General features: G+C 72.8%; 16 protein-coding genes. 10 read left to right on the top strand and 6 right to left on the bottom strand.

All coding sequences use genetic code 11. The features are described 5' to 3' along the window. The 4 genes from V6M57_RS01430 to glnE all read right to left on the bottom strand — a co-directional run. On the bottom strand, window positions 1-2,981 hold a 2,981-nt coding region (locus V6M57_RS01430; RefSeq protein ID WP_332813195.1), incomplete at its 3' end, for an efflux RND transporter permease subunit. 12 nt (window positions 2,982-2,993) lie between these two features. Continuing rightward, window positions 2,994-4,163, bottom strand: a complete 1,170-nt coding sequence (locus V6M57_RS01425) for an efflux RND transporter periplasmic adaptor subunit (protein ID WP_332813194.1) — start codon at window positions 4,161-4,163, stop codon at window positions 2,994-2,996. Continuing rightward, window positions 4,160-5,608 carry an efflux transporter outer membrane subunit gene (locus V6M57_RS01420; protein ID WP_332813193.1) on the bottom strand — a complete coding sequence of 483 codons (1,449 nt, stop codon included), beginning with the start codon at window positions 5,606-5,608 and terminating at the stop codon, window positions 4,160-4,162. Before V6M57_RS01420 ends, V6M57_RS01425 begins: the two co-directional genes overlap by 4 nt. A 119-nt stretch (window positions 5,609-5,727) precedes the next feature. Continuing rightward, on the bottom strand, window positions 5,728-8,514 hold the full coding sequence (gene glnE, locus V6M57_RS01415) for a bifunctional [glutamate--ammonia ligase]-adenylyl-L-tyrosine phosphorylase/[glutamate--ammonia-ligase] adenylyltransferase (protein ID WP_332813192.1): 2,787 nt from the start codon (window positions 8,512-8,514) through the stop codon (window positions 5,728-5,730). Window positions 8,515-8,538: 24 nt separating this feature from the next. Between glnE and V6M57_RS01410 the strand changes: the two genes are divergently transcribed. Genes V6M57_RS01410 through V6M57_RS01395 form a run of 4 tightly spaced genes read left to right on the top strand, consistent with a single transcriptional unit; the run spans window position 8,539 to window position 16,245 of the window. After that, entirely contained in the window at window positions 8,539-12,657 is a 4,119-nt protein-coding gene (locus tag V6M57_RS01410) for a YhdP family protein (protein ID WP_332813191.1), read from the top strand. Then, window positions 12,654-13,463, top strand: a complete 810-nt coding sequence (locus tag V6M57_RS01405) for a carbon-nitrogen hydrolase family protein (RefSeq protein WP_332813190.1) — start codon at window positions 12,654-12,656, stop codon at window positions 13,461-13,463. The genes V6M57_RS01410 and V6M57_RS01405 overlap by 4 nt, the downstream gene beginning before the upstream one ends. A gap of 58 nt (window positions 13,464-13,521) precedes the next feature. Beyond that, window positions 13,522-15,609 carry a two-component system sensor histidine kinase NtrB gene (locus V6M57_RS01400; RefSeq protein ID WP_332813189.1) on the top strand — a complete coding sequence of 696 codons (2,088 nt, stop codon included), beginning with the start codon at window positions 13,522-13,524 and terminating at the stop codon, window positions 15,607-15,609. Beyond that, window positions 15,610-16,245, top strand: a complete 636-nt coding sequence (locus V6M57_RS01395) for a response regulator transcription factor (RefSeq protein WP_332813188.1) — start codon at window positions 15,610-15,612, stop codon at window positions 16,243-16,245. A gap of 9 nt (window positions 16,246-16,254) precedes the next feature. Here V6M57_RS01395 and V6M57_RS01390 read toward each other — a convergent pair whose 3' ends face one another. After that, window positions 16,255-16,401 (bottom strand): hypothetical protein, encoded by a 147-nt coding sequence (locus V6M57_RS01390; RefSeq protein WP_332813187.1) that lies wholly within the window; start codon window positions 16,399-16,401, stop codon window positions 16,255-16,257. Between V6M57_RS01390 and mltA the strand changes: the two genes are divergently transcribed. Together mltA and V6M57_RS01380 are read left to right on the top strand one after the other, a co-directional pair. Beyond that, entirely contained in the window at window positions 16,334-17,536 is a 1,203-nt protein-coding gene (gene mltA / locus V6M57_RS01385; RefSeq protein ID WP_332813186.1) for a murein transglycosylase A, read from the top strand. The genes V6M57_RS01390 and mltA overlap by 68 nt on opposite strands. Window positions 17,537-17,607: 71 nt before the next feature. Continuing rightward, window positions 17,608-17,910 carry a hypothetical protein gene (locus tag V6M57_RS01380; protein WP_332813185.1) on the top strand — a complete coding sequence of 101 codons (303 nt, stop codon included), beginning with the start codon at window positions 17,608-17,610 and terminating at the stop codon, window positions 17,908-17,910. 16 nt (window positions 17,911-17,926) lie between these two features. Here the strand turns inward: V6M57_RS01380 and V6M57_RS01375 are convergent, their stop codons facing one another. Beyond that, on the bottom strand, window positions 17,927-18,406 hold the full coding sequence (locus V6M57_RS01375; protein ID WP_332813184.1) for an Lrp/AsnC family transcriptional regulator: 480 nt from the start codon (window positions 18,404-18,406) through the stop codon (window positions 17,927-17,929). 126 nt (window positions 18,407-18,532) lie between these two features. Between V6M57_RS01375 and V6M57_RS01370 the strand changes: the two genes are divergently transcribed. The 4 genes from V6M57_RS01370 (at window position 18,533) to secF (ending at window position 25,529) form a co-directional block, all read left to right on the top strand. Beyond that, the gene (locus V6M57_RS01370) at window positions 18,533-22,093 is read left to right on the top strand and encodes an indolepyruvate ferredoxin oxidoreductase family protein (protein ID WP_332813183.1); all 3,561 of its coding nucleotides are present in this window, start codon (window positions 18,533-18,535) and stop codon (window positions 22,091-22,093) included. A gap of 198 nt (window positions 22,094-22,291) precedes the next feature. Then, window positions 22,292-22,618, top strand: a complete 327-nt coding sequence (gene yajC, locus V6M57_RS01365; RefSeq protein ID WP_332813182.1) for a preprotein translocase subunit YajC — start codon at window positions 22,292-22,294, stop codon at window positions 22,616-22,618. 70 nt (window positions 22,619-22,688) lie between these two features. Beyond that, entirely contained in the window at window positions 22,689-24,569 is a 1,881-nt protein-coding gene (secD, locus tag V6M57_RS01360) for a protein translocase subunit SecD (protein ID WP_332813181.1), read from the top strand. 9 nt (window positions 24,570-24,578) lie between these two features. After that, window positions 24,579-25,529, top strand: coding sequence for a protein translocase subunit SecF (gene secF, locus V6M57_RS01355; RefSeq protein ID WP_332813180.1), 951 nt, complete (start codon window positions 24,579-24,581; stop codon window positions 25,527-25,529). The last annotated feature ends 6 nt before the right edge of the window (window positions 25,530-25,535 follow it).

The following is a 25,535-nucleotide window of genomic DNA, read 5'->3' as shown; positions in this document are numbered from 1 at the left end:
GTGGAGGTGATCAGCCCGCCGATCACCGCGATCGCCATCGGCGAGCGGAAGCTCTGGTCGGCGCTGCCCATGCCCAGCGCGATCGGCAGCATGCCGGCGCCCATCGCCAGCGTGGTCATGACGATCGGCCGGGCGCGCTTGTGGCAGGCGTCCAGCAGCGCGTCCCGGCGGCTCATGCCGCGCTCGGTGCGGGCCATGATCGCGTACTCCACCAGCAGGATCGAGTTCTTGGTGGCGATCCCCATCAGCATGATCAGCCCGATCAGCGAGGGCATCGACAGGGTGGCGTTGGCCGCCAGCAGGCCGACGAAGGCGCCGCCGATCGACAGCGGCAGCGCCGCCAGGATGGTGAAGGGGTGCAGGAAGTCCTTGAACAGCAGCACCAGCACCACGTAGATGCACAGCACGCCGGTCAGCATCGCCAGCCCGAAGCTGGCGAACAGTTCGCCCATCACCTCGGCGTCGCCGACCTCGCGCACGAACACGCCGGGGGGCAGGTTCTTCACCGCCGGCAACTCCTGCACGGCCGCCGCCACCTCGCCCAGCGGCTGGCCGGACAGCTCGATCTCGAAGTTGATGTTGCGCGAGCGGTCGTAGCGGTCGATCACCGCCGGCCCGCCGGTCAGCTCCAGCGTCGCCACCTGCCCCAGCATCACCGGCCCCCGGCTGCCCGGCACCGCCAGCCGCTCCAGCAGCGGCAGGTCGCGCCGCGCGTCCTCCTGCAGCTTCACCACGATCGGCACTTGCCGTTGCGACAGGTTCAGCTTGGGCAGGGCGACGTCGTAGTCGCCGGTGGTGGCGATGCGCAGGGTCTCGGCGATCGCGCTGCTGGTCACGCCCAGGTCGGCGGCGCGCGCGAAGTCGGGGCGCACGGCGATCTCGGGCCGGATCAGGCTGGCGGTGGAGGCGATCTGGCCCAGGCCGGGGATGGTGCGCAGGTCCTTTTCCACCGCCGTCGCGGCGGCGGCCAGCGCCTGCGGGTCCTCGCCGCTGAGCACCAGGATGTACTTCTCGCCCGAGCCGCCCAGGCCGACCTTGCTGCGCACGCCGGGCAGCGGCTCCAACGCCTGCCGGATCCGGTTTTCGATCGGTTGCTTGCGCGGGCGTTCGCCGCGCGCATCGAGCAGGATGGTCAGTGTCGCCTTGCGCGGCTCGGCCGCACCGGCCGACGCGAACGGATCGGTGCCGGCGCTGCCGCCGCCGATCGTGGTGTACACGCTGCGCACGTGCGGGACCCGGGTGATCGCCTGGCGCGCCTGCTCGGCGACCTGCACGGTCTGCTCCAGCGTGGAGCCGGGCGGCAGCTCCAGGTAGACCTGGGTCTGCGAGTTGTCGTCCGGCGGGATGAAGGCGGCCGGCAGCAGCAGCGTCAGCGCCAGCGAGCCGAAGAAGAACAGGCCGGCGGCGATCGAGGTCGCCAGCCGGTGCCGCAGCGCCCAGCGCACGGTGCGGATGTACGGGGCCATCCAGCCCGGCTCGCGAGGGCCGCCCGCCACCGGCCTGAGCAGGTAGGCCGCCATCATCGGCGTGAGCACGCGCGCCACCACCAGCGAGGCGAACACCGCCAGCGCCGCGGTCCAGCCGAACTGCTTGAAGAACTTGCCGGCGATGCCGCTCATGAAGGCCGTCGGCAGGAACACCGCGATCAGGGTGAAGGTGGTGGCGATCACCGCCAGCCCGATCTCGTCGGCCGCCTCCATCGCCGCCTGGAACGGGGTCTTGCCCATGCGCAGGTGGCGCACGATGTTCTCCACCTCCACGATGGCGTCGTCGACCAGGATGCCGACCACCAGCGACAGGGCCAGCAGGGTCACGATGTTGATCGAGAAGCCCAGCAGGTACATGCCCAGGAAGGCCGGGATCGCCGACATCGGCAGCGCCACCGCGGAGACGAAGGTGGCGCGGAAGTCGCGCAGGAACAGCCACACCACCAGCACCGCCAGCAGCGCGCCTTCGTACAGCAGGTGCAGCGAGCCCTCGTACTCCTCCTGCACCGGCGTGACGAAGTCGAACGCCTGGGTCAGCCGGATGTGGGGGTGGCGGGCCTCGAGTTCGCCCAGCGCCGCGTGGACCGCCGCGCCGACCGCGATCTCGCTCTCGCCGCGGCTGCGCGACACCTCGAAGCCGACCACCGGCCGCCCGTCGAGCAGCGCCGCTGCACGCGGCTCGGCGACGGTGTCGCTGACCGTGGCCACGTCGGACAGCCGGATGCTGCGGCCCGGCCCGCCCGCCGCCGCGGGCAGCGCGATCTCGATGCCGCCGATTTCGGCGGCGGTGCGCACCGTGGCGAGCGTGCGCACCGGCTGCTCGCCGCCGCCCAGGTCGGTGCGCCCGCCGGCGCTTTCGGTCTGCACCCGGCGCAACTGGCGCGACACCTCGGCGGCAGTGATGCCCAGCGCCTGCATGCGCATCGGGTCCAGCGCCACCCGGATCTCGCGGGTGACCCCGCCCACGCGCGTGACCGCTCCCACGCCGGGCACGGCCAGCAGCTTGCGGGTCACCTCGTTGTCGACGAACCAGGACAGCGCTTCCGCGTCCAGCTGCGACGAGGCGATCGTGAACGCCAGCATCGGCTGCGCCGCCAGGTCCAGCTTGTTGACGACCGGGTCGCGCAGGTCGGCCGGCAGGTCGCTGCGCACGCGCGATACCGCCGAGCGCACGTCGTCGACCGCCTCCTGCACCGGTTTTTCCAGCCGGAACTCGGCGGTGATGGTGACCACGCCGTCCTGCACCTTGGTGTACAGGTGCTTCAGGCCCTGGAGCGTCGCCATCGCGTTCTCCAGCTTGCGGGCGACCTCGGTTTCCAGCTGCCCCGGTGCGGCGCCCGGCAGCGAGGCCGTGAGCACCACGGTCGGCAGGTCGATGTCGGGGAAGTTCTGCACCTTCATCGCCTGGAAGCCGAGCAGGCCGCCGAAGGTCAGCAGCACGAACAGCAGCAGGGCCGGAATCGGGTTGCGGATCGACCAGGAGGAGACGTTCAGCACGCGCGGCTCCTAGCGGGCGCTGCCGTTCGCGGCCGGGGCGGCGGCTTGCGGCTCGGGCGCGCCCTCGACAATGCGCACCAGGTCGCCGTCGTTCAGGAAGCCGGCGCCCTTGGCGACGATGCGCGCATCGGGCGGCAGCCCGCCGACGATCTCGATCCGGTCGCCGGCCAGCCGGCCGGTCTGCACCTTCAGTTGCGCCACCCGGTGGTCGGGGCCGACCCGCAGCACGTAGCTGAAGCCCTCGCGCAGCACCAGCGCCGACTGCGGCACGGTGAGCGCCGGCGTGCGGCCGAGGTCGAACTCGCCGCGCGCGAACATGCCGGCGCGCGCACTGCCGTTGCCCGGGCCGGGCAGCGGTGCGAGGTCCACATAGACGAGGGCGATCCGGCTCTGCGGGTCGACGGTGGCGCCGAGCATGCGCACCTTGCCGGCCAGCCGCGCACCGCTGGCGGCGGTGACCGTGGCCGGCGTGCCGGCGGACAGCCGCCCCAGTTCGTCGCCGGTGACTTCGGCCCGCCATTCCAGCCGGCCCTGGCGGATCAGGCGGAACAGCTCGGCGCCCGGCGCGACCACCTGCCCGACCGTCGCGGTGCGGGCCGAGATGATGCCGCTGTCGGGCGCTTGCAGCGTCGACTGCGCGAGGCGCACCTGCTGCGCCTCGAACACGGCGCGGGCGGCCTGCACCCGCGCCCTGGCGGTCTGCTCCGCGGTCAGGTACTGGTTGATCTGCGAGGCACTGAGGGCACCGGTGGCCTGCAGGCTGCGGGCCCGATCGGCGTTGGCGGCGGCCTCGGCGGCCGCTGCTTGCGCCTCGGCCACGCTGGCCCGGGCCTGCGCCAGCTCGGCGCGCAGGGTGTCGGAGGCAAAGGTGGCCAGCACCTGGCCCTTGCCGACCCGGTCGCCGACGTTGACGCGCACCTCGGTGATGCGCAGCCCGCCGGCCTCGGCGCCGACGCTGGCTTCCTGCCAGGCGGCGATGTTGCCGTTGGCGGCCAGCCGCACCGGCAAGGTGGCCGCCTGCGGCGTGGTGGTGGTCACCGTCAGCGCCGGTTTCGGCGCGGCGGCGCCCTTGTCCGCCGTGGCCTCGCCGTTGCGCCGCGCCAGCAGCACGGCGACGGCGGCGACCAGCAGCAGGACCACGGCTGCGGTCACGGCCCATGCGCGCCTGGACATCCTCATGGCTCGTGCCCCTCCCCTTCTCTTTCTTCCGGCCTGTCCGGGACCGGCGCCGCCTCGCCGGCGGTCCAGCCGCCGCCGGCGGCGCGGTACAGGTCGATCCAGGCCGCGAGCCCTTCCCGCTGCAGGCTGACCAGCGCCGTTTCGGCCGCCAGCATGGTGCGGCGCGCGTCCTCCAGTTCCAGCAGGCTGGCCAGCCCGGCCCGGTAGCGCGCCTCGATGGCGGCGAACGACGCGCGGTAGCCTTCGGCCGCGATGTGCGCGTCCTGGTTGCGCGAGCGGGCGCTGTCCAGCGCGACCAGGGCCTGCTCCACCTCGCGCACCGCCCGTCGCACGCGGGCGCGGTACTGGACGGCGGCATCGGCATGGCGCGCCTGCGCGGCGTCGACTCTGGCGGCGCGGCGGCCGCCATCGAACACCGGCAGCGCCAGGGCCAGCGGACCGATGGACCAGCTCTGGGCATCCGTGCCGGAGCCACCCACCCGCACGCTGCCGGCTGCGATCGATCCCGACAGCGACAGCCGCGGGTAGCGCCCGGCCTCGGCCGCACCGACCTCGGCGCTGGCGGCCGCCACTTCCATCTGCGCCGCGAAGACGTCGGGGCGCTGGGCCAGCACCTGCGCCGGGAGTGCCGGCACCGGCGCCGGCAGCGCTGCCGGCGGCAGTTCCGGTCCGGTCGACAGCCGCTCGCGCAGGGCCGGTTCGGACAGCCCCGTCAGCGCCACCAGCCCCTTGAGTTCGATCTCGCAGGCGGCGCGCTGCTGGCGCTCGCGCGCGGCGCCCTCGGCGGCGCTGGCGCGCGCGAGGGCGGCGCTGGCGGGGGCCGTGAAGCCGGCTTGCGTGCTCAGCTCGACCAGGCGGGCCGATTCGGCCCGCGAGCGCGCATCATGGCTGGACACCGCCAGCTGCTGGCGGCAGGTGCGCCAGCCGATATAGCTGGCGGCCGTCTCGGCTGCCACGGCCACGCGGGCCTCGTGCCAGCCGGCCTGCGCGGCGGCCAGCCGGGCCTGGGCCGCGTCGCGGTCCGCGGCGCGCCCGCCGAACAGGTCCAGCTCCCAGGCGGCCTGGGCGCCGACCTGGCCGACCGTGGCGGCCGTGCCCGGCAGGGCCGCCTGCTGGTTGCCGCGGCTCGCCGAGGCGACGGCGTCCAGCGTGGGCAGCAAGGCGGCGCGGGCCGCCGCGCGATCGGCCCGGGCCTGCGCGATGCGCGCGCCGGCGGCGCTGACCGTGGGGCTGGCCGCCTGGGCGACTGCGATCAGTTCCGGCAGCAGCGGGTCGCCCAGTTGCTGCCACCAGCGCTGCAGGTCGGCCGCGCGGCCGCCGTGGGGCAGGGGGGCGTGCCAGCGGAGCGGGGCGGCGACCTCGACCTCGGCCGGTGGCCGCGGCAGCGCACAGCCGGCCAGCGCCAGCAGCGCCACGGCCGCGGCGAGCGGTCGAAGTGTGTTCATCGGATGCTTCCCTGGTGCGGGCCCGGGTGGCCCCTGGCCGCGGGCCCTCGTGGGGCGGGCGGCGCCGGACAGCCCGCGAGCCTACCACCGGTCGGCGGCGCGCGGCGGCGGCCGCGCTTTCAGCCGAAGACGGCGGACCAGAGCGCGCGGATTGCGTCGCGCTGGCCGGCGGCGGCTTCCGGCGCGAGCTGGGTCGGCTCTTCGTTCAGGCGGGCGCCGTGCTGCACGCGGCGCAGCTCGCGGTAGGCGTCGGCCGCGGCCCGGCCGACGCCAGCGGGCAGCAGGTGCGCGGCCTCGGCCCGCTGCAGCAGTGCGATGTTGCCGACGTTGGGAATCAGCTCGCGGTGCGCGCCGGCATGGGCCAGCACCAGGTACTGGACGGCGAACTCGGCATCGACCATGCCGCCCTGGCTGTGCTTCACGTCGAACCGGCCGGCCTTCACCGGGTGTGCGGCGCGCACCCGCTCGCGCATGGCGACGATCTCCTGGCGCAGCGCGGCCCGGTCGCGCGGGGCGGTGATCACCGCTTCGCGCACGGCGTCGAAGCGCGCCGCCAGTTCGGGCCCGCCCAGCACGCAGCGCGCCCGGGTCATGGCCTGGTGCTCCCAGGTCCAGGCGGTGTTGCTGCCGCGGCCCTGCTGGTAGTGCTCGTAGGCGGCGAAGCTGGTGACCAGCAGGCCGGAATTGCCGTTGGGGCGCAGCGCCGTGTCGATTTCGTACAGGTCGCCTTCGCCGGTCTTGGTGGTCAGCCAGGTGATCAGCTTGCGCACGAACGCGCCGTACACCTCGGGGGCGCGCTCGTCCGCGTCGTCGAACACGAACACGATGTCCAGGTCGCTGCCGTAGCCCAGCTCCTTGCCGCCCAGCTTGCCGTAGCCGATGACGGCGAAGCACGGCTCCTCGCGGTGCCGCGCCTTCAGGCGGTCCCAGCACCAGCGTGCGGTCACGCGCAGCACCGCGTCGGCCAGCGCGCTCAGGTCGTCGGCCACCTGCTCCACCGTCAGGCGGCCCTCGATGTCGCGCGCCAGCGTGCGGAACACCTCGGCATGGTGGGCCCGCCGCAGCAGGTTCAGCAGCGCCTCGTCGTCGTCCTCGCCGGTGCGCGCCAGCGCGCGCCGGCGCTCCTGCAGTTCCTGCTCGAAGTCGCCGGGCACGAAGCGCCCGGAGAACAGCGCCTCGCCGGCCAGTTCGTCGATCACGCCCGGGTGGCGCAGCAGGTAGCGCGCCGGCCAGCGCGCGGCGCCCAGCAGCGCGAGCAGGCGCTCGTGCACGCGCGGACGCTCCAGCAGCAGCGCCAGGTAGCTCTCGCGACGCAGCAGCGGCTCCAGCCAGTCGGCCAGGCGGATCGCGGCGTCTTCGCTCACCCGCCCCTCCAGCAGCCACTGGCCGGTGCGCGCGATCAGGCGCGACAGGCGCTGGCGCGCGTCCTCGCGCAGCGCCTGCACCCGCGGGCTGTCGCACCAGCGCGCGATGCGCTCGCGCAGCCGCGCGGGCAGCTGCTCCAGCAGCGATTCCAGGTCGGGTGCGGCGGGCTTGCCGTTCCTGCCGTTGCAGCCCTTGCACTCTTGCGGGGCGCCCAGCAGCTTGTCGAACTCCTGCGCGACGAATTCGCGCTGGCGGTCCAGCTCGTGCAGGAACGGGCAGCAATCGGCGTAGCCCAGCGTGCGTGCGATCCAGCCCAGGTCGCCGTCGCCTTCGTCGTCGGCGCAGCCCATGGGCAGCACGTGGGTCTGCTGGTCGTCCAGGTACTGGATGCGGTGCTCGATCCGGCGCAGGAACACATAGGCCTGCGCCAGCTGGCGCGCGGTCTCGTCGGGCATCAGGCCGGCGGCGGCCACCCGCTCCAGCGCCTGCAGCGTGGGGCGCGTGCGCAGTTCGGGGAACTGGCCGCCGCGCACCACCTGCAGCAGCTGCACGATGAACTCGATCTCGCGGATGCCGCCGCGCGAGAGCTTGACGTCGTTGGCGCGCTCGGGCCGGCCGGCGCTGCGGCGGGCCGCATGCTCGCGGATCTGCCGGTGCAGCACCCGCAGCGAGTCGAACACGCTGTAGTCCAGGTAGCGGCGGAACACGAAGGGCAGCACCACCCCGCGCAAGGCCTGCGCCGAACCCTGCTCGACTTCGCTGCGCGGCGCCACCACCCGGCTCTTGAGCCAGGCGAAGCGTTCCCACTCGCGGCCCTGCACCAGGAAATACTCCTCCAGTGCGTCCAGCGAGACCGCGGTCGGGCCGGAGTTGCCGTTCGGCCGCAGCGCCAGATCGACCCGGAACACGAAGCCGTGCTCGGTGGTGTCGCCCACCAGCGCGTAGATGGACCGGACGGCCTTGGCGAAGTACTCCTGGTGGCTGATGCGGCCGTGGCCGTCGACGCCGGCGGTCTCGCCGTCCTGGCCGTAGACGTAGATCAGGTCGATGTCGCTGGAGACATTCAGTTCGCGCGCGCCCAGCTTGCCCATGCCGACGATCCACAAGGGCACGCGGCTGCCGTCCGGCGCCAGCGGGGCGCCGTGCACGGCGTCGAGGTCGTCCAGCGCCTGGCGGCAGGCTGCGTCCAGGGCGAACTCGGCCAGCGTCGTCATGGCGCCGGTCACGTCGGCCAGCGGCGCCTGCTGCTCGCAGTCGAGCCAGAGCAGGCGCTCGACCGCCAGCTGGCGCAGGATCCGCAGGGCCGCCGGCAGCGCGTGGCCGCGCCCGCGCAGGGCGTCGAAGGCGGCCTGCAGCGCCTGCCGCCCGGGCAGGCCGGGCGCCAGCAGGGGCAGCTCGGCCTGGTAGCGGCGCCGGATCCGCTGGGCGAAGCGCGAATGGGTGGAACCCCCGGGCGCCGGCGGCGTCTGAACGGCTGGGGCCTGCCCCGCGCCTCCCGGCGCGTCCAGGCCGGTCCCGGCCGGCTCTGCGCCGCGGCTCATAATTCCTGCCACCCCGTAGTTTTCATGAACGATTCGCCGCCGCTTCCCTCGGGTCTGCTGAAGGTCTATGCCGCCTGCGCGAAGTGGTCCCTGTGGCTCCTGGCAGCCGCCTGGCTGTTGCTGGCGCTGGGCTGGGGCGCCCTGCACGCGTGGATTGTGCCGCGGATCGGCGAGTGGCGTCCGGCGCTGGAAGCCCAGGCCACGCGCGCCCTGGGGGTGCCGGTCCGCATCGGCTCGATCAGCGCCGGGCGCGAGGGCCTGGTGCCCTCGCTGCAGCTCGAATCGGTGGTGCTGCTCGACGCGCAGGGGCGCGAGGCGTTGCGCCTGCCGCGGGTGGTGGCCGCGCTGTCGCCGCGCTCGCTGTGGAATCTCGGCTTCGACCAGCTGTACATCGAGCGGCCGGTGCTGGACGTGCGCCGCTCCGCCGACGGCCGCGTGCGGGTGGCCGGGCTCGACCTGTCGCGAAGGACCGCGGGCGACGACGGCAGCGCCGCCGACTGGGTGTTCCGCCAGGGGGAGTTCGTGATCCGCGGCGGCACCCTGCGCTGGACCGACGAGATGCGCGGCGCGCCCCCGCTGGAGCTGGCCGGGGTCGACGTGGTGGTGCGCAACAGCGGTCGCCGCCACGCCCTGCGGGTCGACGCCACCCCGCCGGCGGCCTGGGGCGAGCGCTTCACGGTGCAGGGGGTGTTCCGCCATCCGCTGCTGTCGTCGCACGGCGGCCGCTGGCAGGAATGGGACGGCCAGCTGCACGCCAGCCTGCGCCGGGTCGACCTGGGCGAGCTGCGCCGCCATGCACCGCAGCTGGCGGGCGTGGAGCTGCACCGCGGGCACGGCGCGCTGCGCGCCTGGGCCGACGTCGAGAACGGCCAGGTCACCGGTGCCACCGTGGATGTCGCGGCCACCGACGTGTCGACCACCCTGGCGCCGGGGCTGCAGCCGCTGTCGCTGGTCAGCGTGTCCGGCCGGCTGGCCGGCAAGCGGCTGGCGGGCGGCTTCGAGGCGCAGGCGCGCCAGCTCCAGTTCACCACCGCCGAGGGCCAGCAATGGCCGGCCGGCGACGCGTTCGTCTCCTGGGTCGAGCCGGGCCCGCGCCGCGCCGGCGCCGGCGAGTTGCGCGCCGACCGGCTCGACCTGTGGGCGCTGGGCCAGCTGGTCGGTCGCCTGCCGCTGGGCGAACGCACCCATGCCGCCCTGGCGCGGCATGCGCCGCAGGGGGTCGTCGAGGCGCTCCAGCTGCGCTGGCAGGGCGACTGGCGGGCGCCGCAGACATACCAGGCGAAGGGACGGGTGTCGGGCCTGCACGTGGCCGCCGAGCCGTCCGCGGGGACGCCCGGCGTGCGCAACCTGGGCGGCGAGTTCGATTTCAACGAGTCCGGCGGCAAGGCGCACCTGGCGATCCAGGGCGGCGCCCTGGAGCTGCCCGGCGTGTTCGAGGATCCGCTGCTGCGGCTGGACCGGCTGAGCGCCGACGCCCGCTGGGAGCTCAAGGGCGGCCGCATCAGCGTCACCGCCTCCAACCTGAAGTTCGCCAACGCCGACGCGCGCGGCGAGGGCCAGGCCAGCTGGCGCACCGGCGACGATCCGGCCCACCGCTTCCCCGGCGTGCTGGACCTGCAGGCCAGCCTGGCGCATGCGAACGGCGCGCGGGTGTGGCGCTACCTGCCGCTGGGCGTGCCCCGGGAGGCGCGCGACTATGTGCGCGAGGCGGTGCTGCAGGCCGAGGTGACCGACGGGCGCTTCCGCGTGCGGGGCGACCTGCGCGGCTTCCCGTTCGACCGCGCGCCCGGCGAGTTCCGCATCACCGGCCAGGTGAAGAACGCCACCTACGCCTTCGCGCCGAAGAACGTGGTCAAGGACGACGGACCGGCCTGGCCGGCCCTGTCGCAGCTGTCCGGGCGGCTGGTGTTCGATCGCGCCGGCATGCGGGTGGAGGACGCCAGCGGGCGTTTTGCCGGCGCGTCCGGCCTGCGCGTGAAGGCGACGGCCGAGATCCCCGACCTGTCCGACACCACGGTGGGCGTGACCGGCGAGGTCCGGGGCCCGCTGGCCGACGCGCTGGCGCTGGTGCAGCGCTCGCCGGTGGCGGCGCTCACCCAGGGTGCCCTGGACCAGGCCAGCGGCTCCGGCCCGGCCGAGGTCAGGCTGCGGCTGTCGCTGCCGATCGACCACCTCGAGCGCAGCAAGGTGCAGGGCACCGTCACCCTCGCCGGCAACGACGTGCAGATGACGCCCGACAGCCCGCTGCTGCAACGCGCGCGCGGCGCCGTCAGCTTCAGCGAGCGCGGCTTCGCGCTGGTGGGCACCCAGGCGCGCGCGCTCGGCGGCGAGGTCCGCATCGAGGGCGGCAGCCGCAGCGGCGGCAACGAGCCGGCCGTGCTGATCCGGGCGCAGGGCACCGCCACCGCCGAGGGACTGCGGCAGGCGCGCGAGCTGGGCTTCGTGTCCCGCCTGGCCCGGCACGCCAGCGGCTCGTCGCCCTACGCGGTGACGCTGGCGTTTCGCCGCGGCACCCCCGAGATGCTCGTCACCAGCAGCCTGCAGGGGCTGGCGCTGGACCTGCCGTCGCCGCTGGCGAAGGCGGCCGACGCGCCGCTGCCGCTGCGCTACGAGACCGCCCTGCTGCGCGATGCGCCGGCCGGCGCCTTGCACGACCGGCTGTCGGTGGAGATCGGCCGGGTGGCCGCCATCCAGTACGTGCGCGATGTCGGCGGGAGCGAGCCGCGCGTGCTGCGCGGCGCCGTCGCCATCGGGCTGGGGCCGGGCGAGACCGCGGTGCTGCCGGAGCAGGGCGTCACCGCCAACGTGCGGCTGGGGGCCACCAGCGTGGACGCCTGGGAGCGCGTGCTCGGCGAGGAACCGGCGACCGCCGCCGCGGCAGTGCCCGCCGCCAGCCGGGCGCCGGCGGCGCGGGCGGCCCGCGGGCCCTCGGCTGCGCAGGGCTACCTGCCCACCCTGCTCGCGGTGCGCGCCAGCCAGCTGACGGTGGAAGGGCGCACGCTGCACAACGTCGTGGTCGGGGGCTCGCGCGAGGGGCTGGTGTGGCGCGGCAACGTCGATGCCGACGAACTCGACGGCTACGTCGAGTACCGGCAGCCGGCCGGCGGCGGCGCCGGCCGCGTGCACGCCCGGCTCGCCCGCCTGTCGATCGCCGCGGCGCAGGCCAGCGCGGTGGAGACGCTGCTGGGCGACCAGACCGCCAGCATCCCCGCGCTGGACGTGGTGGTCGACGACTTCGAGCTGCGCGGGCGCAAGCTCGGCCGGCTGGAGATCGACGCCGTCAACCGCGGCGGCGGCGCGGTGGTGCGCGAAGGCGGGGTGCGCGAATGGCGGCTCAACAAGCTCTTGCTGGCCATGCCCGAAGCCGAGTTCAGCGCCACCGGCAACTGGGCCGCCATCGACGCGCAGGCCGCGCCGCCGGGCGGGCCGCGCCCGGCCCGGGTCGCCCCCGAGCGCCGCCGCACCGTGATGAACTTCCGGCTGGACATCCGCGACGCCGGCCAGCTGCTCACCCGCTTCGGCATGAAGGACGTGGTGCGGCGCGGCGACGGCCGCATGGAAGGCCAGGTCGCCTGGGCCGGATCGCCGCTGGGCCTCGACTACCCGAGCCTGCAGGGTGCCTTCCACGTCGACGTGCAGGGCGGCCAGTTCCTCAAGGCCGACCCCGGCCTGGCCAAGCTGCTGGGCGTGCTGAGCCTGCAGTCGCTGCCGCGCCGGCTGGCGCTGGATTTCCGCGATGTCTTCAGCCAGGGCTTCAGCTTCGATTTCCTGCGCGGCGACATCACCATCCACCAGGGCGTGGCCGCCACCAACAACCTGCAGATGAAGGGCGTCAACGCGGCGGTGCTGATGGAGGGCAAGGCCGACATCGCCCGCGAGACGCAGGACCTCCGGGTGGTGGTGGTGCCGGAGATCAACGCCGGCACCGCGTCGCTGGTGGCGGCGGCGATCAACCCGGCGATCGGGCTGGGCACCTTCCTCGCGCAGGTGTTCCTGCGCGAGCCGCTGGCGCGCGCGGCCACCCAGCAGTTCCAGGTCGACGGCAGCTGGTCCGACCCGCGCGTCACGCGGCTGCCCCGCCAGGCCGCGGCAGCGGGGGCCGGTGCCGGACCGGCGCGCCCCGGCGAGGAGGCCGGCCGATGAAGCTCGCCGCGCTGCAGATGGTGTCCGGCACCCGGCTGGAGGACAACCTCGCCACCGCCCGCCGGCTGATCGGCGAGGCGGCGGCCCGGGGCTGCGAGCTGGCCGTGCTGCCCGAGTACTTCTGCCTGATGGGGCGGCAGGACACCGACAAGCTCGCGTTCGCCGAAGCGCCCGGCGACGGCCCGATCCAGGCCTTCCTGGCGCAGGCCGCGCGCGAGCACGGGCTGTGGCTGGTCGGCGGCACGCTGCCGCTGGCCACTGCCGACCCCGGCCGCGTGCGCAACACCAGCCTGGCCTTCTCGCCGGCGGGCGAGTGCGTGGCCCGCTACGACAAGATCCATCTGTTCTGGTTCCACGACGGCCAGCAGCGCTTCGACGAGGCGCGCGTCATCGAGCCGGGGCGCGAGCCGGTGGCCTTCGAGCTGCGCGCGCGCGACGGCCAGTCCTGGCGGGTGGGCCTGTCGGTCTGCTACGACCTGCGCTTCCCCGAGCTGTACCGGGCCCTGCAGGCCGACCTGCTGCTGGTGCCCAGCGCCTTCACCTTCGTGACGGGGCAGGCCCATTGGGAGCCGCTGCTGCGCGCCCGCGCCATCGAGAACCTGGCCTGGGTGGCGGCGCCGGCCCAGGGTGGCCGGCACGAGAACGGCCGCCGGACCTGGGGCCACAGCATGGTGGTCGACGCCTGGGGCCAGGTGGCGGCCTGCCGCGCCGAGGAGGGCGAAGGCCTGGTCGTGGCCGAACTCGACGCGCAGCGGCTGCGCGACTGGCGCCGGCAGCTGCCGGCGCTGGAACACCGCGTGCCATGAGCGCCGTCCGCCCGCCCGGACGCGCTCGCATCGCCGCGTGCAGCACGGAGGCCCGCCGGTGAGCGAGTCGGCCGGCGCCGGCCCGGGGCCGGTGCGCTCGCGCCCCACCGGCCTGCCGCGCTGGCGCCTCTGGGTGCTGCTGGTCGCGCTGGTCGCGATCCTGCTCAGCACGCTGGTCTGGCTGGCCGGCCGCTACGAGGACAGCCAGCTGCAGTCCAGCCTCGAGCGCGACGCGGCCGATGCGGTCAGCGACCTGCGCTCGGGACTGACGCGCAACGTGCAGTCCCTGCAGGCGCTGCAGGCCGGGGCGCCGGGTCCCGCCCGCTGGGCGGGCGACGCGCAGCAGCTGCTGCACGAGCGGCGCGAGCTGGTGCGCGTCGAGTGGCGCGACGAGCAGCTGGATGTGCTGGCCTTTGCCGAGACGCCCTACCGGGCGCCGGTGTTCGCCCGGATCGGCCGCCCCGACACCAGCGCCCACGTGGCGCTGGCCTGCGCCAATGCGCGCCGCGCCAGCGGCCCGGCCTACGGCATCAGCTACTTCCTGCCGCAACCCAACGGGCTGGGGATCGAGGTGATGGAGCTGTGCCTGCCGCAGGCCAGCGGCGGCGAGCCGGCCGGCTACGTGGTCGCCACCTATGCGCTGGGCCAGATGCTGTCCTCGCTGGTCGGGCCGCAGCTGTCGCGCGGCCAGGACGTGTCGTTCACCGAAGCCGACGGCACCCGGCTGGCGATGCACGGTGGGCTGCGGCGCGGCACCCGCGTGTTCACCGCGCAGCAGCTGCTGGACCTGCCGGGCAACACCCTGGTGCTGCGCATGGACAACTGGCGCGCCGAACCCGACCTGTTCCCCAACGTGCTGACGGCGCTGGTGACGGCGATGTCGATCGCGCTGCTGTCGGTGCTGTTCCTGCTGGGCAAGGACATGCGCCGGCGGCTGCAGGCCGAGAACGACCTGGCCGACGCGCTGGCGTTCCGCAAGGCGATGGAGGATTCGCTGGTGACGGGCCTGCGCGCGCGCGACCTGGCCGGTCGCATCACCTACGTCAACCCGGCGTTCTGCGACATGGTGGGCTTCTCGCCCGAAGAGCTGCTCGGCCATGCCACCCCCGCGCCGTACTGGCCGCCCGAGCGCGCCGGCGAGTACCAGCAGCGGCAGGAGGTGCGACTGGCGGGCCGGCACGTACCGCCGCGCGAGGGCTTCGAGTCGGTGTTCATGCGCAAGGACGGCTCGCGCTTCCCGGTGCTGATCATCGAGGCGCCGCTGATCAACGCGCACGGCGTGCAGACCGGCTGGATGAGCGCCTTCCTGGACATCAGCGAGCAGCGCCGGGTCGAGGAGCTGTCGCGCGCCAGCCAGGAGCGGCTGCAGGCCACGGCGCGGCTGGCCACGGTCGGCGAGATGGCGTCGCTGCTGTCGCACGAATTGAACCAGCCGCTGGCGGCGATCTCCAGCTATGCGACCGGCTCGCTCAACCTGCTGTCGGGCGGCGCCGGCGGCAGCGCGCCCGTGCCGGCCGAGCTGCAGCTGGCGCTGCGCCGGATTGCCGAGCAGGCCGAGCGCGCCGGCCGGGTGATCAAGAGCGTGCACGACTTCATCCGCCGCCGCGAGCAGGCCCGCGAGGCGGTACCGCCGCGCGACCTGCTCGACGCCGTGATGCCGCTGGTCGGCCTGCAGGCGCGCAAGCTGGGCGTGCGGGTCGAGACGCGCATCGAGGCCGGGCTGCCGCCGGTGCTGTGCGACCGCACCATGGTCGAACAGGTGCTGCTCAACCTGGCGCGCAATGCCATGCAGGCCATGGACGAAGCCGGCCTGGCCCATCCCTCGCTGCTGCTGCAGGTGCGGCGCGCAGCGGCGGGCGAAGGTGCGCCGGCCGCCAAGGACTGGCTGGAGTTCTCGGTGGCCGACCGCGGGCCCGGCATTGCCCCGGAGGTGCGCGAGCGCCTCTTCACGCCCTTCTTCACCACCAAGGCCGAGGGCATGGGCCTGGGCCTGTCGATGTGCCGCACGGTGGTCGAGCAGCATGGGGGGTTCCTCGCCTGGGAACCCAACCGGCCGCGCGGTACGATTTTCCGGTTCACCCTGCCGACCGGCGCCGCCGAAAATCCCGAGCCGCCGGCAGGCCGCGCCGCCGCCACCACCGCCTGAATGCAACCCGCCCCCGACGCCACCGTGTTCATCGTCGACGACGACGACAGCGTGCGCGAGGCGCTGGGCTGGCTGCTGCGCACGCGCCAGCTGCCGAGCGAGCGCTTCGCCGCGGCGGAGGAGTTCGACCGGCTGCTGGCGCGCGGCTACGTGCCGTCGCAGCCCTGCTGCCTGCTGCTGGACGTGCGCATGCCGGGCCTGAGCGGGCTGGCGCTGTTCGACCGCATCGCCGAACGCGGGCTGGTCGACGTGCTGCCCGTGATCTTCCTGACCGGCCATGCCGACGTGCCGACCGCGGTCGACATGGTCAAGCGGGGTGCGTTCGACTTCTGCGAGAAGCCGTTCTCGGACAACGCGCTGGTCGACCGGGTCGAGCAGGCGCTGCAGCGCTCGGCCCAGGTGCTGGCGCAGCGTCGCGAGCGCAGCCGCATCGCGGCCCGGCTGGCCGAGCTGACCGAGCGCGAGCGCGACGTGATGCACCTGGTGGCGCGCGGCCTGCCCAACAAGCTGATCGCCGACCAGCTCGCGATCAGCGTGCGGACGGTGGAAGTGCACCGCTCGCGCGTGTTCGACAAGATGGAAGTGAAGTCCGCCGTGGAACTGGCCAACCTGCTGCGGGAGGCGCCGGCGCCCTAGGGCGATCGATCAGGTGCCCGGCGGCGCCCGATCGTCGCGCGGCGGTTCGTCGTCCCGCGGCGGTTCGCCCCTGGGGCGACCGGAGAACATGGTCCACCACACGATCAGCAGCAGCAGCGCCAGCGCGAGCAGGGCTTCCAGCAGAATCAGCAGCATGAGACGAGCCTGGACACTGGCGGTGATTGTAGGAATGCTGGCTGGCTGCGCTTCGGTGCCGTTGCCGGACGAGGGGCCGCCAGCGCCGCCCGCGGCCCCGCCGGCGCCGGCGCCCGATGCCGGCGAACCGGTCGTGGCGGCGCCGCTGCTGCGCGGCAAGAGCCGCTGGCAGCCGGTGGCCTGGAGCGAGTTGCCGGGCTTCGGGCAGGATGCGCTGCACGAAGCCTGGAACGCCTGGCTGCGCAGCTGCGAGCGCCCGCCGGCGGCGTTCGCGTCGCTGTGCCCGCAGGTGCGCCAGCTGGCCATCGCCAGTGGAGAGGAGCAGCGCGACTGGATGCGCAGCCGCCTGCAGCCCTACCGCATAGAACCGCTGCAAGGCCCGGCCGAGGGCCTGCTCACGGCCTATTACGAGCCGCTGCTGGAGGCCTCGCGCCAGCCGACCGCGCGCCATACCGTGCCGCTGTACCGGCCGCCGGCCAGCCTGTCGGCCCGCCGGCCCTGGTACACGCGGCAGGAGATCGATACGCTGCCGCAGGCCCGGGCCGAGCTGCGCGGGCGCGAGATCGCCTGGCTGGCCGACCCGCTGGACGCGCTGATGCTGCAGATCCAGGGGTCGGGCCGGGTGCGCGTGACCGAGGCGGACGGCAGCCAGCGGCTGGTCCGGCTGGCCTTCGCCGGCAGCAACGAGCAGCCCTACCGCAGCGTGGGCGGCTGGCTGCTGCAACAGGGCGCGCTGCGCGACGCGTCCTGGCCCGGCATCAAGGCCTGGGCACGCGACAACCCGCAGCGCCTGCAGGAGATGCTGTGGAGCAATCCGCGCACCGTGTTCTTCCGCGAGGAGCCGCTGGACGACCTGGACGCCGGCTTCGGCCCGCGCGGCGCGCAGGGGGTGGCGCTCACGCCGGGGCGCTCGATCGCCGTCGACAAGGAGAGCATCCCCTACGGCACGCCGGTGTGGCTGGCCTCCGCCGGTCCGGCCGTGCAACTGCAGCGGCTGGTGCTGGCGCAGGACACCGGCAGCGCGATCGTCGGCGCGGTGCGGGCCGACTGGTTCGCCGGCTGGGGGCCGGAGGCGGGCGAACTGGCCGGACGGCTCAAGCAGCCGCTGCGGATGTGGGCGCTGTGGCCGCGATGAGCCGCCCTGCCGCGATGGCCGTGGCCGCGATGCTGCTGGCAGCGTGCGCGGCACCCGCGCCAGTGCCATCGATGCCGACTGTGGGCACCGACGGGCCGCCGGCGGCCGAGCCGGGGATCATCCGGCTGCACTGCGACGACGGCCTGGCGCTGCGCCTGCGCGTGCTGCACGACGAGGTGCTGGTCGACGGCCTGCCGGGCGGCCGCGAGGTCCTGCTGCGCGATGCCGGCGGCGTCACGCCGCAGCAAAGCGTGTACGCCAACGAGCGCGTGCGCGCCGAGTTCGGGCTCGGCGCGCAGGCCAGCGAAGCCGTCGTGCACCTGCTGCAGCCGCAGCCGCGCGACCTGCACTGCGCGCGCGAGGCGCCGGGCTGAAGCGGCGCCGGCCGGCTCAGGCCGGCTTCAGGTGCGCCAGCGGCCACGCGCTGCTGGCCTTGACCTCCCCCAGCGAGAAGCTGGTGTGGAGGTCTTTTACGTTGGGCAGGTTGATCAGCACCTGCCGTGCCAGCAGCGAGAAGGCGTCCAGGTCGCGCGCCACCACCTGCAATTCGAAGGTGCCGGCACCGCTGATGTAGTGGCAGGACACGATCTCCGGAATCTTGCGGATCGCCTCCTCCATCTCGCGCGTGCGCTCGCCGGTGTTGCGGTCGGCATCCAGCCGCACGAAGGCCAGCACGCCCAGGCCGATCTTGTTGCGGTCGATCTCGGCGTGGTAGCCCCTGATGTAGCCGGCCTGCTCCAGGGCCCGCACGCGGCGCCAGCAAGGCGCGGCGGACAGGCCCACGCGCTGCGCCAGTTCGGCGTTGGTCAGGCGGGCGTCGGCCTGGAGTTGTTCCAGGATGCGCAGGTCGAACTTGTCGAGTCTTTCCATGTCCGGCTTTTCGAAGAAAGAAACTTTCTCATCCTAGCCCCTTGTGGGCATCAAACGCAAAGACATATCTGCGTGGCCGCCCTACACTGTGCCGCTGGTGTCCGATCAGAGCAGGAGACAAGCCGAGTGAACGCCCCGTTGCCCGAACACATTCGCAAGGCGCTCGAAACCGTCACGCTGGACGACAAGTACTCGCTGGATTACGGGCGGGCCTTCATGAGCGGCGTGCAGGCGCTGGTGAAGCTGCCGATGCTGCAGCGCCAGCGCGACGCGCTGGCCGGCCGGAACACCGCCGGCTTCATCAGCGGCTACCGCGGCTCGCCGCTGGGCGGCTACGACCAGGCGCTGTGGAAGGCCAACTCCTTCCTGAAGGCGCAGAACATCGTGTTCCAGCCCGGCGTCAACGAGGAACTGGCGGCCACCGCGATCTGGGGCACCCAGCAACTGGGCTTCGCGCCCCGGGCGCCGCAGAAATTCGATGGCGTGTTCGGCATCTGGTACGGCAAGGGTCCGGGGGTGGACCGCTGCTCGGACGTCTTCAAGCACGCCAACATGGCCGGCACCACGCCCTGGGGCGGGGTGATCGCGGTGGCCGGCGACGACCACGTCGCCAAGAGCTCCACCGCCGCCCACCAGAGCGACCACATCTTCAAGGCCTGCGGCCTGCCGGTGTTCTTCCCGACCACGGTGCAGGAGATCCTCGACCTGGGCGTGCATGCCTTCGCCATGAGCCGCTACTCGGGCGTCTGGACCGGCATGAAGACCATCCAGGAGATCGTCGAGTCCAGCGCCACCGCGATGATCGACCCGGAGCGGGTGCAGGTGCGGCTGCCGGAGGACTTCGCGATGCCGCCGGGCGGCGTCCACATCCGCTGGCCGGACGGCGCGCTGGAGCAGGAGGCGCGCCTGTTCGACTACAAGTGGTACGCGGCCCTCGCGTACGTGCGGGCCAACCGCCTCAACTACAACGTGATCGAAGGGCCGAACGACCGCCTGGGCATCATCGCCAGCGGCAAGGCCTACAACGACACGCGCCAGGCGCTGGCCGACCTCGGCCTGGGGGCGGACGAGTGCCGGCGGCTGGGCATCCGGCTGCACAAGGTCACCGTGGTGTGGCCGCTGGAGGCACAGATCGCGCGCGAGTTCGCCACCGGGCTGCGCGAGATCCTGGTGGTCGAGGAAAAGCGCCAGGTCATCGAGTACCAGCTCAAGGAGGAGCTGTACAACTGGCGCGACGACGTGCGGCCCAACGTGGTGGGCAAGTTCGACGAGGGCGAGGACGGCTTTGCCGGCGGCGAGTGGTCGCGCGCCAACCCCACCGCCAACACCCTGCTGCGCGCCAACGCCGACCTGACGCCGGCGCTGATCGCCCGCGCCATCGCGCGCCGGCTGCGCAAGCTGGGGCTGGACGCCAATACCAGCGTGCGCATCGACGCGAAGCTGGCGATCCTGGAGGCCAAGGAGCGCGCCATGCAGGTGCTGGAGGTCAAGGCCGACCGCCTGCCGTGGTTCTGCTCGGGCTGCCCGCACAACACCTCCACCGTGGTGCCCGAGGGTTCGCGCGCCATGGCCGGCATCGGCTGCCATTTCATGGCGACCTGGATGGACCGCTCCACCGTCGGCTTCACCCAGATGGGCGGCGAGGGCGTGCCCTGGGTCGGCCAGCAGCCGTTCACCCACGAGAAGCACGTGTTCGCCAACCTGGGCGACGGCACCTACTTCCACAGCGGCCTGCTGGCGATCCGCCAGTCGATCGCGGCCGGCGTCAACATCACCTACAAGATCCTCTACAACGACGCGGTCGCCATGACCGGCGGCCAGCCGGTGGGCGAGCGGCCGGAGGGCCACTCGGTGCTGCAGATGGCGCAGTCGCTGGTGGCCGAAGGCGTGCAACGGCTGGTGGTGGTCACCGACGAACCGCAGAAGTACGCCGCGGCGCGCCTGCCCGACGGCGTGAAGGTCGAGCACCGCGACGAGCTGGACCGCATCCAGCGCGAGTTCCGCGAGATTCCCGGCTGCACCGCCATCGTCTACGACCAGACCTGCGCCACCGAGAAGCGGCGCCGCCGCAAGCGCGGCACCATGGTCGATCCGGCCGTGCGCGTGGTCATCAACGAGCTGGTGTGCGAAGGCTGCGGCGACTGCAGCGTGCAGAGCAACTGCCTGTCGGTCGAACCGCTGGAGACCGAGTTCGGGCGCAAGCGCACCATCAACCAGAGCACCTGCAACAAGGACACCAGCTGCCTCAAGGGTTTCTGCCCGAGCTTCGTGACCGTCGAAGGCGGAAAGCTCAAGGCCAAGGCCAAGAGCAAGGCCAGCTCGCCCTACGAGCTGGGCGAGCTGCCCGAGCCGGCACTGCCGCAGCTGGACGGCGCCTGGGGCATCGTGGTGGCCGGCGTCGGCGGCACCGGCGTGATCACCATCGGCCAGCTGCTCGGCATGGCCGGCCACATCGAGGGCAAGGGCATCGTCACCCAGGACGCCGCCGGGCTGGCGCAAAAGGGTGGCGCCACCTGGAGCCACGTGCTGATCGGCAATGGCCCGGACGACATCCACACCACGCGCGTCGGCATGGCCGCTGCCGACCTGGTCATCGGCTGCGATCCGATCGTCACCGCCGGCAAGGAAACGGTGCTGCGCATGCGCCAGGGCCGCACGCGCGTGGCGCTGAACTCGCACAGCACGCCGACCGCCGCCTTCGTCAGGGATGGCGGCTGGACCAATCCGGCCGATGCCTGCGCCGCCGAGATCGCCAAGGCGGTCGGTGCCGAGGGCCTGGGCGCCTTCAATGCCGACGCCGCCGCCACCAAGCTGATGGGCGACAGCATCTACACCAACCCGCTGATGCTGGGCTACGCATGGCAGAAGGGCTGGATCCCGCTCGGCCGCGAGTCGCTGCTGCGCGCGATCGAGCTCAATGGCGTCGCCGTCGACAGCAACAAGGCGGCCTTCGAGTGGGGGCGGCGGGCCGCGCACGACCCCGCGCAGGTGCAGGAGCTGATGGCGCCGGCCCAGGTGATCCAGTTCAGGAAGCGCGAGTCGCTGGAAACGCTGGTGGCGCGCCGGGTCGAGTTCCTCACGGGCTACCAGAACGCCGCCTATGCGGCGGATTACCGGGCCTTCGTCGAGCAGGTGCGCGCGGCCGAGGCCCCGCTGGGCAAGACCGCGCTGGCCGAGACGGTGGCGCGCTACCTGTTCAAGCTGATGGCCTACAAGGACGAGTACGAAGTGGCCCGGTTGCACACCGAGACCGGCTTCCAGGAGCGCATCGCCGAGCAGTTCGAGGGCGACTACAAGGTGCACTTCCACCTGGCGCCGCCGCTGCTGGCGCGGCGCAACGCGAAGGGCGAACTGGTCAAGCGCAAGTACGGCCCCGGCATGCTGCTGGGCTTCAAGGTGCTGGCCCGGCTGAAGGGCCTGCGCGGCACCCCGCTGGACGTTTTCGGCCGCACCGCCGAGCGCCGCGCCGAGCGCGCGCTGGTCGTCGACTACCGGCGCAGCATCGAGCAGGTGCTGGCCCGGCTGGACGCCGCCAACCACGCGCTGGCGCTGGAGATCGCGGCGATCCCGGAGCAGGTCAAGGGCTACGGCCACGTCAAGGAGCGCAACCTGGCAGCGGCGCGCACGCGCTGGGCCGGGCTGATGCAGCGCTGGGACACGGCAGGCGCCGAGCGGCAGGCGGCCTGATCGCAGCCGCGACGGCGCGGATGATCGGCTTGCGTCCGTGCCGCGAACGTCCGGACCCCGGCGCTGGGCGGCCCCGGGCCCGGGTGAGGGCGTCCCGCCCCCGACTTACAATCCTTCGCTTGCGCACCCGGGCGCAGCCGTCGGGCTGCGCGACCGGGTTCCACCCCCGCCCAAGAACGCCTTTTCGCTGGAGCCTCCGTGTTCATTTCCTCCGCCTTTGCCCAGACCGCGCCGGCCGCCGGCGGCGACATGCAGTCGTCGCTCATGAGCATGCTGCCCCTGGTGCTGATGTTCGTGGTGCTGTACTTCGTGATGATCCGGCCGCAGATGAAGCGCCAGAAGGAGCACCGCACCATGATCGACGCCCTGGCCAAGGGCGACGAGGTCGCCACCGCCGGCGGCGTGCTGGGTCGCGTCACCCGCCTGGGCGACACCTACATCGCCGTCGAGGTCGCCAGCGGCGTCGAGATCCAGCTGCAGCGCAGCGCCGTCGTGCAAGTCCTGCCCAAGGGCACCCTGAAGTAACAGCCGGTCCTGCGCCGGTGCCGGGCGGGAACTCCGCGCCCGGTCGCAGGCCCAAGGTTCAGGCTCGACCATGAACAGATACCCGCTCTGGAAGTACGCGATCCTGCTGGTCGCACTGGTGGTGGGGGTGCTCTACACCCTGCCCAATTTCTTCGGCGAGGCGCCCGCGGTGCAGGTGACCTCGGGCAAGGCCACCGTCAAGGTGGACGCCTCGACCCTGGCGAAGGTGGAGCAGGCGCTGTCCGCCGCCGGCATCCGGCCCGAGGCGATCGGCCTGGATGCCAACTCGGTCAAGGTCCGGCTGGACACCACCGACGCCCAGCTCAAGGCGCGCGACGTCATCCAGCAGGCCCTGGCCCCCAATCCGGACGACGCCCCCTACGTGGTGGCGCTGAACCTGCTGTCCGAGTCGCCGCAATGGCTCTCGGCAGTCGGGGCCGCGCCCATGTACCTGGGCCTGGACCTGCGCGGGGGCGTCCACTTCATGCTGCAGGTGGACATGCAGGCGGCGCTGACCCAGCGCATCGAGTCGATGGCCGGCGACCTGCGCACCCAGCTGCGCGAGGCCAGCGTGCGCCACAGCGGCATCAGCCGCAACGGGCAGCAGATCGAGGTGCGGCTGCGCGACCAGGCCACCCTGGCGGCGGCCCGCCGCGTGCTGCAGGACCAGTTCCAGGACCTGCAGGTCACCGAGTCGCAGGACGGCGACGCCTTCAAGCTGGTCGCGAGCTTCAAGCCCGAAGCGGCGCGCCGCGTGCAGGAGTCGGCCCTCAAGCAGAACATGATGACCTTGCACAACCGGATCAACGAGCTCGGCGTGGCCGAGCCGGTGATCCAGCAGCAGGGGCTGGACCGCATCGTGGTGCAGCTGCCGGGCGTGCAGGACACCGCCCGCGCCAAGAGCATCCTGGGCCGCACCGCCACGCTGGAGATGCGGCTGGTGGACGAGAGTTCCGAGGCGCGCGCCGCGGAACTGGGCACCGGCCCGGTGCCCTTCGGCTCCGAGCGCTACCTGGAGCGCGACGGCCGGCCGGTGATCGTCAAGAAGCAGGTGATCCTCACCGGCGACAGCCTGACCGACGCCCAGCCCGGCTTCGACCAGCAGACCCAGCAGCCCAAGGTGGACCTGACCGTGGACGCCAAGGGCGGCCGCATCATGCGCGACGTCAGCCGGGAGAACCTGAAGAAGCGCATGGCCATCCTGCTGTTCGAGAAGGGCAAGGGCGAGGTGCTGACGGCCCCGGTGATCCAGGGCGAGCTGGGCACGCGCTTCCAGATCTCCGGCAGCATGACCGTCAACGAGGCCAGCGACCTGGCGCTGCTGCTGCGCGCCGGCTCGCTGGCGGCGCCGATGGAGATCATCGAGGAGCTGACCATAGGCCCCAGCCTGGGTGCCGAGAACATCACCAAGGGCTTCCACAGCGTGGCCTGGGGCTTTGCCGCCATCGTGGCGTTCATGGGCCTGTACTACATGCTGTTCGGGCTGATCTCCGGCATCTCGCTGGCGGTCAACCTGCTGCTGCTGGTGGCCATCCTGTCCATGCTGCAGGCCACCCTCACCCTGCCCGGCATGGCCGCCATGGCGCTGACGCTGGGCATGGCGATCGACGCCAACGTGCTGGTCAACGAGCGGGTGCGCGAGGAGTTGCGCGCCGGTGCCACGCCCCAAGGCGCCATCCATGCCGGCTACGACCGGGCCTGGGCGACCATCCTGGACTCCAACGTCACCAGCCTGATCGCCGGCCTGGCGCTGCTGGCGTTCGGCTCCGGCCCGGTGCGCGGCTTCGCCGTGGTGCACTGCATCGGCATCCTGACCTCGATGTTCTCGGCGGTCTTCTTCTCCCGCGGACTGGTGAACTTCTGGTACGGGCGCCAGAAGAAGCTCAAGTCGGTTTCCATCGGCACCGTCTGGCGCCCCGCCCCGGACGGAGCTATAACCCGCTCGGAGTAAGGCACAGCCATGGAGTTCTTCAAGATCGGCCGCGACCTGCCGTTCATGCGGTATGCGCTGGTGTTCAACGTGATCTCCTTCCTCACGTTCGCGCTGGCGGTGTTCTTCCTGGTCACGCGCGGGCTGCACCTGTCGGTGGAGTTCACCGGCGGCACCGTCATGCAGGTCAGCTATGCGCAGGCGGCCGACGTGGAAGGCGTGCGCAAGACCGTGGCCGACCTCGGCTACGGCGACGTGCAGGTGCAGAACTTCGGCACGGCACGCGACGTGATGATCCGGCTGCCGGCCCAGAAGGGCGTCAGTTCGGCCCAGCAGAGCGAGCAGGTGATTGCCGCGCTCAAGGGCGCCGAACCCTCGGTGTCGCTCAAGCGCACCGAGTTCGTCGGCCCGCAGGTGGGCGAGGAGCTGGCCACCGACGGGCTGATGGCGCTGGGCATGGTGATCCTCGGCATCATCATCTACCTGGCGCTGCGCTTCGAGTGGAAGTTCGCGGTCGCGGCCATCATCGCCAACCTGCACGACGTCATCATCATCCTGGGCTTCTTCGCCTTCTTCCAGTGGGAGTTCTCGCTGTCCGTGCTGGCGGCGGTGCTGGCGGTGCTGGGCTACTCGGTCAACGAGTCGGTGGTCATCTTCGACCGGATCCGGGAGGCGTTCCGGCGCTTCCGCAAGATGAACACCCACGAGATCATCGACCACGCGATCACCGCCAACATCAGCCGCACCATCATCACCCACGGCTCGACGCAGGTGATGGTGCTGTCCATGCTGCTGTTCGGCGGCCCGACGCTGCACTACTTCTCGCTGGCCCTCACGGTCGGCATCCTGTTCGGCATCTATTCCTCGGTGTTCGTGGCCGCGGCCATTGCCATGTGGCTGGGCGTCAAGCGCGAGGACCTGGCCAAGTCGGGGCCGCGCAAGGAAGACCCGAACGACCCCAACGCGGGGGCCGTGGTCTGAGCCGCC

Source organism: Ramlibacter sp. (assembly GCF_036676645.1).
Classification (GTDB): domain Bacteria; phylum Pseudomonadota; class Gammaproteobacteria; order Burkholderiales; family Burkholderiaceae_C; genus Ramlibacter.
Note: the sequence above shows the minus strand (reverse complement) of the source record. Positions and strands in the feature narration are given on the sequence as shown.

What these genes read in the sequence shown, in the direction of transcription:
- V6M57_RS01425 (WP_332813194.1), bottom strand. Translation starts at nt 4,163, where the DNA reads ATGAGGATGTCCAGGCGCGCATGGGCCGTGACCGCAGCCGTGGTCCTG.
- V6M57_RS01405 (WP_332813190.1), top strand. Translation starts at nt 12,654, where the DNA reads ATGAAGCTCGCCGCGCTGCAGATGGTGTCCGGCACCCGGCTGGAGGAC.
- V6M57_RS01390 (WP_332813187.1), bottom strand. Translation starts at nt 16,401, where the DNA reads ATGCTGCTGATTCTGCTGGAAGCCCTGCTCGCGCTGGCGCTGCTGCTG.
- mltA (WP_332813186.1), top strand. Translation starts at nt 16,334, where the DNA reads ATGGTCCACCACACGATCAGCAGCAGCAGCGCCAGCGCGAGCAGGGCT.
- secF (WP_332813180.1), top strand. Translation starts at nt 24,579, where the DNA reads ATGGAGTTCTTCAAGATCGGCCGCGACCTGCCGTTCATGCGGTATGCG.
- V6M57_RS01380 (WP_332813185.1), top strand. Translation starts at nt 17,608, where the DNA reads ATGCCGACTGTGGGCACCGACGGGCCGCCGGCGGCCGAGCCGGGGATC.
- secD (WP_332813181.1), top strand. Translation starts at nt 22,689, where the DNA reads ATGAACAGATACCCGCTCTGGAAGTACGCGATCCTGCTGGTCGCACTG.
- V6M57_RS01420 (WP_332813193.1), bottom strand. Translation starts at nt 5,608, where the DNA reads ATGAACACACTTCGACCGCTCGCCGCGGCCGTGGCGCTGCTGGCGCTG.
- V6M57_RS01395 (WP_332813188.1), top strand. Translation starts at nt 15,610, where the DNA reads ATGCAACCCGCCCCCGACGCCACCGTGTTCATCGTCGACGACGACGAC.
- glnE (WP_332813192.1), bottom strand. Translation starts at nt 8,514, where the DNA reads ATGAGCCGCGGCGCAGAGCCGGCCGGGACCGGCCTGGACGCGCCGGGA.
- V6M57_RS01375 (WP_332813184.1), bottom strand. Translation starts at nt 18,406, where the DNA reads ATGGAAAGACTCGACAAGTTCGACCTGCGCATCCTGGAACAACTCCAG.
- V6M57_RS01410 (WP_332813191.1), top strand. Translation starts at nt 8,539, where the DNA reads ATGAACGATTCGCCGCCGCTTCCCTCGGGTCTGCTGAAGGTCTATGCC.